General features: G+C 68.1%; 10 protein-coding genes. 5 read left to right on the forward strand and 5 right to left on the reverse strand.

Going from position 1 to position 11,525, the window contains the following annotated elements; all coding sequences use genetic code 11:
- The first annotated feature begins 72 nt into the window (after window positions 1-72).
- On the forward strand, window positions 73-1,551 hold the full coding sequence (locus H3O04_RS09405; protein ID WP_202587560.1) for an NAD-dependent succinate-semialdehyde dehydrogenase: 1,479 nt from the start codon (window positions 73-75) through the stop codon (window positions 1,549-1,551).
- A 20-nt stretch (window positions 1,552-1,571) separates the two neighbouring features.
- Complete coding sequence (locus tag H3O04_RS09410) at window positions 1,572-2,966, forward strand: aspartate aminotransferase family protein (RefSeq protein WP_124548357.1); 1,395 nt, start codon at window positions 1,572-1,574, stop codon at window positions 2,964-2,966.
- Between the two features lie 140 nt (window positions 2,967-3,106).
- Here the strand turns inward: H3O04_RS09410 and H3O04_RS09415 are convergent, their stop codons facing one another.
- Together H3O04_RS09415 and H3O04_RS09420 are read right to left on the reverse strand one after the other, a co-directional pair.
- A complete protein-coding gene (locus tag H3O04_RS09415; protein ID WP_185921432.1) occupies window positions 3,107-4,039 on the reverse strand; it encodes an MBL fold metallo-hydrolase in 933 nt (310 codons plus the stop codon).
- Window positions 4,040-4,342: 303 nt separating this feature from the next.
- Window positions 4,343-5,728, reverse strand: a complete 1,386-nt coding sequence (locus H3O04_RS09420; protein ID WP_105798406.1) for an MFS transporter — start codon at window positions 5,726-5,728, stop codon at window positions 4,343-4,345.
- Window positions 5,729-5,990: 262 nt separating this feature from the next.
- Here H3O04_RS09420 and H3O04_RS09425 point away from each other — a divergent pair, with 262 nt between their 5' ends.
- Entirely contained in the window at window positions 5,991-6,278 is a 288-nt protein-coding gene (locus H3O04_RS09425) for a DUF1330 domain-containing protein (protein ID WP_202587561.1), read from the forward strand.
- 17 nt (window positions 6,279-6,295) lie between these two features.
- On the opposite strand, the gene dhaL is transcribed toward H3O04_RS09425, so the two are convergent.
- From dhaL to H3O04_RS09440, 3 genes are all read right to left on the reverse strand, one after another.
- A complete protein-coding gene (dhaL, locus tag H3O04_RS09430) occupies window positions 6,296-8,005 on the reverse strand; it encodes a dihydroxyacetone kinase subunit DhaL (protein ID WP_006481022.1) in 1,710 nt (569 codons plus the stop codon).
- 244 nt (window positions 8,006-8,249) lie between these two features.
- Complete coding sequence (locus H3O04_RS09435) at window positions 8,250-9,377, reverse strand: sigma-54 interaction domain-containing protein (protein WP_124476948.1); 1,128 nt, start codon at window positions 9,375-9,377, stop codon at window positions 8,250-8,252.
- Window positions 9,374-9,592 (reverse strand): hypothetical protein, encoded by a 219-nt coding sequence (locus H3O04_RS09440; RefSeq protein ID WP_185642901.1) that lies wholly within the window; start codon window positions 9,590-9,592, stop codon window positions 9,374-9,376. Before H3O04_RS09440 ends, H3O04_RS09435 begins: the two co-directional genes overlap by 4 nt.
- Before the next feature lie 238 nt (window positions 9,593-9,830).
- Between H3O04_RS09440 and msuE the strand changes: the two genes are divergently transcribed.
- Together msuE and sfnG are read left to right on the forward strand one after the other, a co-directional pair.
- Window positions 9,831-10,391 (forward strand): FMN reductase, encoded by a 561-nt coding sequence (gene msuE, locus H3O04_RS09445; RefSeq protein ID WP_185921428.1) that lies wholly within the window; start codon window positions 9,831-9,833, stop codon window positions 10,389-10,391.
- 37 nt (window positions 10,392-10,428) lie between these two features.
- A partial coding sequence (gene sfnG / locus H3O04_RS09450; protein WP_202587562.1) for a dimethylsulfone monooxygenase SfnG occupies window positions 10,429-11,525 on the forward strand: 1,097 nt, incomplete at its 3' end.

Below are 11,525 nucleotides of genomic sequence, written 5' to 3' on the forward strand. Positions count from 1 at the left end.
GTGCAAACCGAAATTTCCGGATGCGCCGGCGCGACACAATGAAGTCCGTGCCCACCAACGAGGAGACGCAGCATGCTGCCCGGACACCCCGTTCTGTTCAAGTCGACCTGCTACGTCGACGGTCGCTGGATCCACAGCGACAGTGCCGCGACGGTCGCCGTCGTGAACCCCGCCGACCAGGCCGTGATCGGCCACGTGCCGATGCTCGAACGCGCGCAGATCGTCGCGGCCGTCGACGCCGCGCAGCGCGCGTACGACACCTGGCGCTGGACGCCGCAAGCCGTTCGCAGCGCCGCATTGCTGCGCTGGCATGCGCTGATCCTGCGTCACGTCGACGATCTGGCCGCGCTGCTGTCGCTCGAACAGGGCAAGCCGCTGGCCGAAGCGCGCGGCGAGATCCGCTATGCGGCGAGCTTCGTCGAATGGTTCGCGAACGAGGCGAAACGCGTCGCGGGCCGCACGATCCCGACCCACATCGACGGCGCGCATCTCGGCACCGTGATGGAGCCGGTCGGCGTCGCGGCGCTGATCACGCCGTGGAATTTCCCGGCCGCGATGATCACGCGCAAGGCGGCGGCCGCGATCGCGGTCGGTTGCGCGGTGGTCGTGAAGCCCGCGCACGAGACGCCGTTCTCCGCGCTCGCGCTCGCGCAACTCGCCGACGAGGCCGGCTTGCCGGCCGGCGTGTTCAACGTGGTGCTCGGCGAGCCGCAGATGGCGATGGAAACGCTGGTCGGCGATGCGCGCGTGCGTGCGGTGAGCTTCACCGGCTCGACGCGCGTCGGGCGGCTCGTGACCGAAACCGCCGCGAAGGCGGGCATCCGCAAGGTCGCGCTCGAACTGGGCGGCAATGCGCCGTTCATCGTGACCGAGGATGCGGATCTCGATCAGGCCGTGCGGATTGCCGTCGGCGCGAAGTTCCAGACCTCCGGCCAGGACTGCTGCGCGGCGAACCGGATGCTCGTCGCGCGCCCGCTGTACGACGCGTTCGTCGAACGGTATGCGCACGCGGTGCGCGCGCTGAAGACGGGGCCGGCGTTCGAGCAGGGCGTGGACGTCGGGCCGCTGATGCATCAGGCCGCGTTCGACGCGACCGTGGCGCGCGTCGAGGACGCGCGGGCGCGCGGCGCGCGCATCGTCGCGGGCGGCCGGCCGCATGCGCTCGGCGGCTGGTTCTACGAGCCGACCGTGATCGCGGATGCCGCGCCCGGCATGCGCGTGGTCGACGAGGAAAACTTCGCGCCGATCTCGGCCGTCAGCGCGTTCGACACGCTCGACGAAGCGGTCGAAACGGCCAACGACACCGAGTACGGCCTCGCCGCCTACGTGTGCGCCACGCGCATCGACACGATCTTCCAGCTCGTGCGGCGGCTCGACTTCGCGATGGTGTCGGTCAACGGCGTGAAATTCACCGGTGCGCCGATCCCGTTCGGCGGGATGAAGGCGTCGGGCCTCGGGCGCGAAGGCGGCGCCGAAGGCTTCGAGCCGTTCACCGAAATCAAATACTTCTGCCTCGGCAATCTCGGCCTGCCTGTCGCGGCGACGGCCTGACCCATTCAAAGGAGCACACCATGCAAAAATCGATCGACGCACTGCTGCGCGAGGACCGCGCCCACTTCATGCACCCGTCGACGCACGCGTACGACCACGAGACCGGCGCGCTGCCGGGCAAGATCGTGCGCGGCGGCGAAGGCATTCGCATCGAGGATCACCAGGGCAAGCGTTATATCGACGCGTTTGCCGGGCTCTATTGCGTGAACATCGGCTACGGCCGCACCGAAGTGGCCGACGCGATGTACGAGCAGGCGAAGCAGCTCGCGTACTACCACACGTATGTCGGCCATTCGTCGGACGCGATCATCGAGCTGTCGTCGCGCATCATCGACTGGTCGCCGGCGGGGATGAAGAAGGTCTATTACGGGATGTCGGGTTCCGACGCGAACGAGACACAGGTCAAGATCGTCTGGTACTACAACAACGTGCTCGGCCGCCCGAACAAGAAGAAGATCATCTCGCGCGAGCGCGGCTATCACGGCTCGGGCATCGTGACGGGCAGCCTCACGGGCCTGCCGAGCTTCCACCAGCATTTCGACCTGCCGATCGACCGCGTGAAGCATACGGTGTGTCCGCACTGGTATCGCAAGGCGCCTGCGGGCATGAGCGAGGCGCAGTTCGTTGCGTACTGCGTCGACGAACTCGAGAAGCTGATCGCGCGCGAGGGCGCCGATACGGTCGCCGCGTTCATCGCGGAGCCGGTGATGGGCACGGGTGGCATCATCGAGCCGCCGGCCGGCTACTGGCCCGCGATCCAGGCCGTGCTGCGCAAGCACGACATCCTGCTGATCTCCGATGAAGTCGTGTGCGGGTTCGGGCGGCTCGGTTCGAAGATGGGTGCGCAGCACTTCGGGATCGAGCCCGACCTGATTACCGTCGCGAAAGGGTTGACGAGTGCGTATGCGCCGCTGTCGGGCGTGATCGTCGGCGAGAAGGTGTGGGACGTGATCGCGCGCGGCTCGCAGGAACACGGGCCGATGGGGCACGGCTGGACGTATTCGGGCCATCCGGTATGCGCGGCCGCCGCGCTTGCGAATCTCGCGATTCTGGAGCGCGAGAACCTGGTCGGCAACGCGGCGGAAGTGGGCGCGTATTTCGGCGCAAAGCTGCGCGACGCCTTCGGCACGCATCCGCTCGTCGGCGAGGTGCGCAGCGTCGGCATGCTGGCCGCGCTCGAGTTCATGGCCGACAAGGACGCGCGCACGCCGTTCGATCCCGCGCTGAAGATCGGTGCGCAGGTGTCGGCAGCCGCGCTGCAGCGCGGCGTGATCGCGCGGGCGATGCCGCACGGCGACATTCTCGGCTTTGCGCCGCCGCTCGTGATGACGCGCGAGGAAGCCGACGAGATCGTCGGGATCGTGAAGAAGGCGGTGGACGAGGTCGCCGAGCGGAATATTTCGGCTGTCGCGTGATATTCGAGCGGTCCTGATGCGCGTTTCGACGCGCGAGATGACGCCGCCGCATGCAAGTGCGGCGGCGTTTTTTCTTGCCGGTACGGTGCGGGAAAACGTCAATGCGTGGTGTACGGTGCGCGCCGGCTACCGATCGTCATTCAGTAATCCCACACGACCGGAACGAAACGGAAGCCGTCGCCGTTCCGTGCAACATGCCCGATGGACGGGAACGCGACATGCGCCGCGGCCAGCAGTGCGCCAGTGTCGGCCGCTTCGTTGAACAGCGCGAGACGCACGTCGACCGCCGCGTCCGGATCGTGTTCGAAGCCGTTTTGCCAGTCGGGATGGTCGAAGTTGACTTCGAAGATCGCGTCGCCCGCGAACGTCAGCTTTTCCCCGTTCGATGCGATGTCGACCACGCAGTGCCCCGGCGTATGCCCGCCCGTCACGCGCGCCGACACGCCCGCGGCGACTTCCACGGTGCGGTCGAATTGCACGATGTTTTCGCCATACAGTTCGACGAACCTCGCCGCCGCCTTGCGCAGCGCGGGCGGAACGGTGTCCGGCATCACCGTCTTACTGAAGTCCGGATTGTTCCAGAACGCCACTTCCGCTGCCGATACGTGAATGCGTACGTCGGGGCGCAGCTTCGCCTTGACGCCGTCGACGTTCAGCCCGCCGACGTGATCCATGTGCATATGCGTGATCACGATATCGGTGATCGCGGCCAGGTCGATGCCGGCCGATTCCACGCGCATCACCGAGCGCCCGGCGCGCGTGAAGTATTCGAAGCCATCGCCCACGCCCGAATCGATCAGGATCAGGCGATCGGCGCTGCGCACGAGCGCGATGTTGAGCGCCCAGTCGAACATGTCGCGTTGCAGGAAACGGCCGTCGAACCAGGCGTTGCGGTCCGCTTCGCTCACATTGGTGGACATGGTGGAAGTCGGCAGCGGCAGTACGCCGTCACTGATCAGCACGACGTCGACATCGCCGATGCGCACGGCGTAGCGGGACGGAACGAGCTCGCCTGAACCTTCGTTGCCCAGGCGGTCGATGACCGGCTGGACGTTGCGGATGGGTGCGTTCATGTTCAGTAATCCTGTTCTTTGAGTGAGGTAGTCCGCACTGCGCGGCGCAGAGCGGTTCGCGAGCGCGATCGCGAAGGTCGCGCATTTCGGTGCGCCCGGATTCCGATCGAGCATGTCAGCGATTGTAGTGACGGCCTACACACGCCAACAGCGCCGCAGGGGTGCACATCGTGTTGTCCGGACGACAACAATCCGACAGCGGCCTTCGCCGCCCGAAATGCGCATCGCCCGCCGTCCGTTGCCGGAAGGCGGGCGATGCAATGGATGCCGTTTATGGGATGCCGGGAACCGCCGGCGCGCGGGTCAACCCGGCTGACCGGGAAGCGTTTCCCCGCGCAGCGAACACCCGCGCGTCTCGATCACCGCCAGCAGCGCGACCAGCCCGACCGCGCACGCAGCCATCATGTAGTACGCGGGAATCAGCGCGTTGCCGGTCTTGCCGATCAGCCAGTCGTTGACGATCGGCGCGGTGCCGCCGAACAGCGACGTCGACACGTTGTATGCGATCGCCATGCCCGCATAGCGGACGTGGGTCGGGAACATCGCCGGGAACATCGCGGAAATGGTGGCGAGCTGCGGCACGTAGAGCACGCCGAGTACCGCAAAGCCGATGAACGCGCCGAGCGGGCCGTGCGTCATCAGCGTGAACATCGGCACGGCCGCGACGAACAGCCCGACGAGCGAGAACCACCACATCGTCTTGCGGCCGACGCGGTCCGACAGCCAGCCGGCGAACGGCAGCAGCACCATCATCGCGAGCATGCCGATCAGCGGAATCAGCAGCGACATGTTCTCGCTCACGCCGAGTTCCTTGTGCATGTAGGTCGGCATGTACGCGAGCAGCACGTAGTTGACGACGTTCAGCGCGACGACCAGCCCGCCGAGCAGCAGCAGCGGCTTCGCATAGCGCACCAGCAGCAGCCGGATCGGCAGCGCGGCGGTGGCGTTTTTCTCGCGGCGGTGCGCCTGTTCCTCCAGCTCGCGGAACACCGGCGTTTCCTCGAGGCGCGAGCGCAGGTAGAAGCCGATCAGGCCGAGCGGCGCCGCGACGAGGAACGGCAGGCGCCAGCCCCACGCATGCATCGCCGAATCGCCGAGCAGCAGCGCGAAGCCGAGCATCAGGAATGCGCCGAGCGAGAAGCCGGCGAGCGTCGCGAATTCGAGGAAGCTGCCGCACAGGCCGCGCCGCGAATCGGGTGCGTATTCGGCGATGAAGGTCGCTGCACCGCCGTATTCGCCGCCGGTCGAGAAGCCTTGCACCATGCGCAGCACGATCAGCGCGGCCGGCGCGAGCCAGCCGGCCGTCGCATAGCTCGGCAGCACGCCGACGAGCAACGTGGCGCCCGACATCGTCAGGACCGTCAGCGCGAGCACGCGCTTGCGGCCGAGCCGGTCGCCGAGCGGCCCCCAGAACAGCCCGCCGAGCGGGCGGATCAGGAACGAGATCGCAAACGTGCCGAGGGCGAACAGCGTCGCGCTCGCGGTGTTGCCGGGAAACAGCGCGGCGGAAATGTACGCGAGGCCGTACGCGTAAATGCCGTAATCGAACCATTCGGTCGCATTGCCGAGCGCGGCGGCCGCGATCGCGACCCGCGGCAGGCTGTGCGGCTCGTCGCCGCGTTGGGTGGTCGCGTCGTCGGGAATCGACGACGCGGCGGAAACGGAAGTCCACGATGGCACGTATCGCATGAGGGGTCCTCGCTATCAGCATGCGCCCGGGCGGGCGCCGACGAGGATCAAAGTAATCCCGCCAATTTGCGATGCCGGATGTCATAGGACGATGTGGGAATCGGGGTTTTCCCGCGCCGGGGGGGCGGCACGCGCAGGCCGTGGCCGGCTCGTCGCGGCGCCGGCCGGCGAACGGCGGTAAGCTGCGCGCTGCCACGCCGGATTCCTCGGACCGTGCCGCGCGTGGCGTCCCTTTTTTCACCCTTGATCAGGAGCGCATATCGTGGCGACCTACATCGTCTTTACGCGGGAAAGCACGCAGGACCAGCATGAGCTCGACATCTACGCGAGCAAGGTCGGCGCGACCCTTGCCGGCCATCCGGTGAAGGTGCTCGCCGCCTATGGGCCGCAGGAAATCCTCGAGGGTGAAGGCCCGGAAGGCGTCGTGATCGTCGAGTTCCCGTCGAAGGAGGCCGCGCACGCGTGGTATCGCGGCCCCGAATACCAGGCGGTTGTCCAGCACCGGTTCAAGGGCGCGCGCTATCGCGCGGTGCTGGTCGAGGGCGTCTGAGCGCGGCTGCGCGCGCGTTATCGCACGTGCGGCAGCAGCGCGCGCAGCCAGTACGACACGGCCACCGCGCCGCCGTCCGGCGTGCCGATCGCGCGCTCGCCGAGATAGCTGGCCCGTCCCGCGCGCGGCGTCATGCGTGTCGTTTCCTCCGCGCCTCGTTCCGCCGCTTCGACGGCCGCCGCCCAGGCACTCGCGGGATCGCGATCGCCGTCGAGCGCGCGGCCGAATGCGTCGACGGCCGGCACCAGCGCATCGAGCATCGTCCGGTCGCCCGCCTGCGCGCCGCCGAGTTCGCTGATCGCATCCACCGCCGCGCGGAACGCCGCGGCCCAGTCGCGCGGCGACGGCTCGGCGCTATCGGCGCCACCGGCCAGCCGGCGTGACGCGCGCAGCAGCGCGGTCGCATAGAACGGCCCGGAGCTGCCGGCGATCGCGCGGCGCAATGCGGCGCCGAGCGCCGCGAGCGCACCGGACGGCGTGCCGTACGCGGTGTCGGGCAATTCGAGGATCGCCTGCGCGGCGCGCCGCATGCTCGCGCCGAGATCGCCGTCGCCGGCTGCCGCGTCGAGATCCGTCAGCGTCTGCTCGTGGTCGATCAGCGTCTGCGCCACCGCGTGCAGCGCCGGTTGCAGGCGCGCGGCCCACGCGCGGCCGGCCGCATCGAGCGGCGGCGGCGGTGCATCTTGCGACACGGCTGCGGCCATGCGAATCCGCGTGTTCACGAGGCCGCCGCCCGGCCAGGCGCGCGCTTGCGTCGGCGCGTCGAGCAGCGCCGCGCGTTCGTCGTTCAGCCGCAGCACCGAGATCGAGCAGCCCGGCATGTTCAGCGCGGACAGGAACGTGCCGGCCCATGCGCGCGCGATGACGATGCCGCGCCGGCTCAGGTTGTCGAACGCGGCGCGCAGCACGATCGCGAGCTCCATGTCCGGCGTCGCGCCGAGGCCGTTGACGAACAGCGCGACGCGTTCGTCGCGGTCGAGCACGAGATCGGCGACGATGCTCGACAGCAGCGTGTCGGCCAGCGCATCGGCCGGCAGCGGCGCGCGGCGCTCGACGCCTTTCTCGCCGTGGATGCCCAGGCCCAGCTCGATCTCGTGATCGGCGAGGCTGAAGCCCGATTTGTCTGCGCCCGGGATCGTGCAGCCGTCGAGCGCGACGCCCATCGTGCCGAGCTCGGCCGCCGCGTCGCGCGCGATGCTCGCGACGCGGGCCAGCGGCAGTCCGCGCGCGGCGGCGGCGCCCGCGAGCTTGTGGATCAGCACCGTGCCGGCGATCCCGCGCCGCTGGCCGCGCTCGACGCGGCCGCGCAGCGACACGTCGTCGGCGACGATGACGGTTTCGACCGGAATGCCTTCCGCGCGCGCCAGTTCGGCGGCGAGCCCGAAATTGAGCCGGTCGCCGGTGTAGTTCTTCACGATCAGCAGCGCGCCGTTCGGGCCGGCGCTCGCGCGGATCGCGGCGAGCACGGCGTCGGTCGACGGCGACGTGAACACTTCGCCGCACACGGCGGCGCTCAGCATCCCTTCGCCGACGTAGCCGCCGTGCGCGGGCTCGTGGCCGCTGCCGCCGCCGGACAGGATCGCGACCGGCCGCTGCGACGGCTCCGGCAGCGGCTGGCGGACGAGCACGTGCTCGTCGCCGAGGATCGCGAGATGCGGCGATTGCCGTGCGATGCCTTCCAGCATTTCTCGCACGACGTCGGACGGGCGGTTCACAAGCTTCTTCATGGCGACGGATTCCGGACGGGTGAACAGGGCTCGGCCGGGCGCGCACGGGCGCCGGACGGCTTTCGTGTTGCGGAGGATCGTGCGTGCGTCGTTGCCGGTCGCGGATGGCCGCGTAACGGGCGACCGGGTGCGGGGTGGACAACGAAACGTACGCTTCGCGCCAAGATACATCAGGTTCGGACGTTGCGGCACGGATCGCGCTGCGATGGCGCCGGGGTCGAGCGACGGCGCCCGCCGGGTGCCGCTATTTCAGCGCGGTGATCGCCTTCGCGCGAATCAGTCGCGCGCGCAGCACGTTGCGGCTGATGCCGAGCAACTGCGCGGCGCGGATCTGGTTGCGGTGACTGAATTCGAACGCGACACGCATCACGGTGTCCTCGATGTGTTCGAACAGGTTGCCGTGCCCGTCATCGAACAGGTCGCGCAGCGCATGCTCGAGCGCCGCCTGTGCATCGGCGGACGACTCGGTTGCCTGCGCGGTCACGACCGGCACACACGGCGGCGCGATGTGCAGGTCGGTGTCCTGCAGCACGTCGTGACGGCTCACGAGCAGCGCATGATGGATCACATTCTCCAGTTCGCGGATATTGCCGGGCCAGCCGTGCGCCTGGAGCCGTCGCTCGGCGCGCGGATCGATGCGGCGCGGGCCGCCGCCGAGCCGGTCGCGGTAAATGTCGAAGAAGTGGCGCGCGAGCGGCAGGATGTCGCCCGGGCGGTCGCGCAACGGCGGGACCGGGAGCTGCACGACGTTGAGCCGGTAGAACAGGTCGCCACGAAACTTCCCGGCCGCGACCGCCTGTTGCAAGTCGACGTTGGTCGCCGCGACCACCCGTACGTCGACCGGAATCCCGGTGCGCGAACCGAGCCGCACGACCTCGCGCTCCTGCAGCACGCGCAGCAGCTTGACCTGCATCGCGAGCGGCAGGTCGCCGATTTCGTCGAGAAACAGCGTGCCGCCGTGCGCGGCTTCGAACCAGCCGGGCTTCGCGCTGAATGCGCCGGTAAACGCGCCTTTCTCGTGGCCGAACAGTTCGCTGTCGACGAGCGTCTCAGAGAACGCGCCGCAGTTCACCGCGACGAACGGCCCGTCGCGACGGGCGCCGAGCTCGTGCACGTGGCGCGCGATCAGTTCCTTGCCGGTGCCCGTCTCGCCGACGATCAGCACGTTCGCGTCACTCGGCGCGACGCGGCGAACCTGTTCGAGCAGCGCGAGCGAACACGGATCGGCGAACACCTGCGCCTGCGCGCGGGCCTGCGCGTGACGTTCGGGCAGCGTGTGCACGGGCGCCGCGGCTTGAAGGCCTGCGGGGTCGCGGGAAGCGGTAACGACACGAAGATTGAGCGGGCGCGGCGATGCGGAAATGGAAGTCATGGCGATGAACCGTTGGATGGCCGGGCAATGCGGGCCGGCTGCTGCGTAACCAGCAAAGTGTTGAACGTTTCGCCGCGCGCGAAAAGCATCGATTTCTGATAACCAAAGCGCGATTGCTGCGGAACCCGCCATGGCGCGGAAGAGCGGCGGTGCAGTGATGTCACGGCATCAAATTCAGCGCTATCGCGCGTGATGCGCTGCTGCCTGATCAGCATCGCATCAGCAGATCCGCTGCACGGGGTTCATCGCGTGACGGAATATCGATGTGACGCGTGAGCCGGAACGCTTGCCACTGCCGCGCATTTGGTCGAGCGCCATTTCTGACGGGCGATGGCGAGAAACTTCGCGGTGCAGACGAAATTTCCGTCACGCACCCGAACCAATGGCACGCTCCTTGCTGACCCGAACCGGTATCGCCGCATTGCGCGCGGCTTCACCACGGGAACGCATTGCATGAGCCATACCCTCAACGTCGTCGCGATATCGGGCGGCCTGCAGCGGCCGTCGCGCACGCTCGCGCTGACCGACGCGATCGTCACGGCGCTCGGCGCCGCGCTGCCGATCGAGACGCGATTGATCGAACTCGGCGAGATCGGCAGCCGGCTGGCCGGCGCGCTCACGCGTGCGCAGGTACCGCCTGATCTCGATGCGCTGATCCGCGCGATCGAGACGGCTGACGCACTCGTCGTCGCGAGCCCGGTGTATCGCGCGTCGTACACGGGCCTCTTCAAGCACCTGTTCGACCTCGTGCGCCATGACGCGCTCGTCGACGTGCCGGTGCTGCTCGCGGCCACCGGCGGCAGCGAGCGGCACGCGCTCGTGATCGACCATCAGTTGCGCCCGCTGTTCAGCTTCTTCCAGGCGCGCACGCTGCCGATCGGCGTGTATGCGTCCGAAAGCGATTTCGACCAGTACCAGATCGCCAGTCCGGCGTTGCGCGAGCGCATCGCGCTCGCCGTGAATCGCGCGGTGCCGCAACTGCGCGCGCCCGTGCTTTCCGCCGCGGCCGCGTAAGCCGTTTTTTTGTTTCCCCTTCGACCAGGACACCTTCATGAGCCTTCCCGACCCTTCCGCCGATGGCGTCAAATTCGCGTACTGGGTGCCGAACGTCAGCGGCGGCCTCGTCGTCAGCACGATCGAGCAGCGCACCGACTGGAGCCTCGAATACAACCAGAAGCTCGCGCGCACGGCCGAGGCGGCCGGCTTCGACTACGCGCTGAGCCAGATCCGCTTCACGGCCGGCTACGGCGCGGAATACCAGCACGAGTCGGTGTCGTTCAGCCAGGCGCTGCTGCATGCGACGACGAAGCTCAAGGTGCTCGCCGCGATCCTGCCGGGGCCGTGGCATCCGGCCGTGGTCGCGAAGCAGCTCGCGACGATCGACCACATCTCGAACGGACGCATCGCGATCAACGTCGTGAGCGGGTGGTTCAAGGGCGAATTCACCGCGATCGGCGAGCCATGGCTCGAGCACGACGAACGCTATCGACGCTCGAAGGAATTCATCCAGGCGCTCAAGGGTATCTGGACGCAGGACAATTTCACGTTCAAGGGCGACTTCTACCGCTTCAACGATTACACGCTGAGCCCGAAGCCGGTGCAGAAGCCGCATCCGGAAATCTTCCAGGGCGGCAGCTCGCGCGCGGCGCGCGACAACGCGGCGAGCGTGTCGGACTGGTATTTCACGAACGGCAATACGCCGGAGAACCTGAAGGCGCAGATCGACGACATTCGCGCGAAGGCGGCGGCGAACAACCATCGCGTGCGCATCGGCGTCAATGCGTTCGTGATCGCGCGCGACACCGAGGAAGAAGCGAAGGCCGTGCTCGACGACATCATCCGGCATGCGCACGTCGAGGCCGTGCACGCGTTCGGCGATGCGGTGAAGCAGGCCGGCAAGGCGTCGCCCGAAGGCGAAGGCAACTGGGCGAAATCGACGTTCGAGGATCTCGTGCAGTACAACGACGGCTTCCGCACGAACCTGATCGGCACGCCGCAGCAGATCGCCGAGCGGATCGTCGCGCTGAAGGCGATCGGCGTCGATCTGGTGCTGGCCGGGTTCCTGCATTTCATCGAGGAAGTCGAGTATTTCGGCAAGCGCGTGCTGCCGCTCGTGCGCGAACTCGAGGCGCAGCGGCAGGCCGTTGC

This window comes from Burkholderia sp. KCJ3K979 (assembly GCF_016759955.1).
GTDB lineage: Bacteria > Pseudomonadota > Gammaproteobacteria > Burkholderiales > Burkholderiaceae > Burkholderia > Burkholderia orbicola.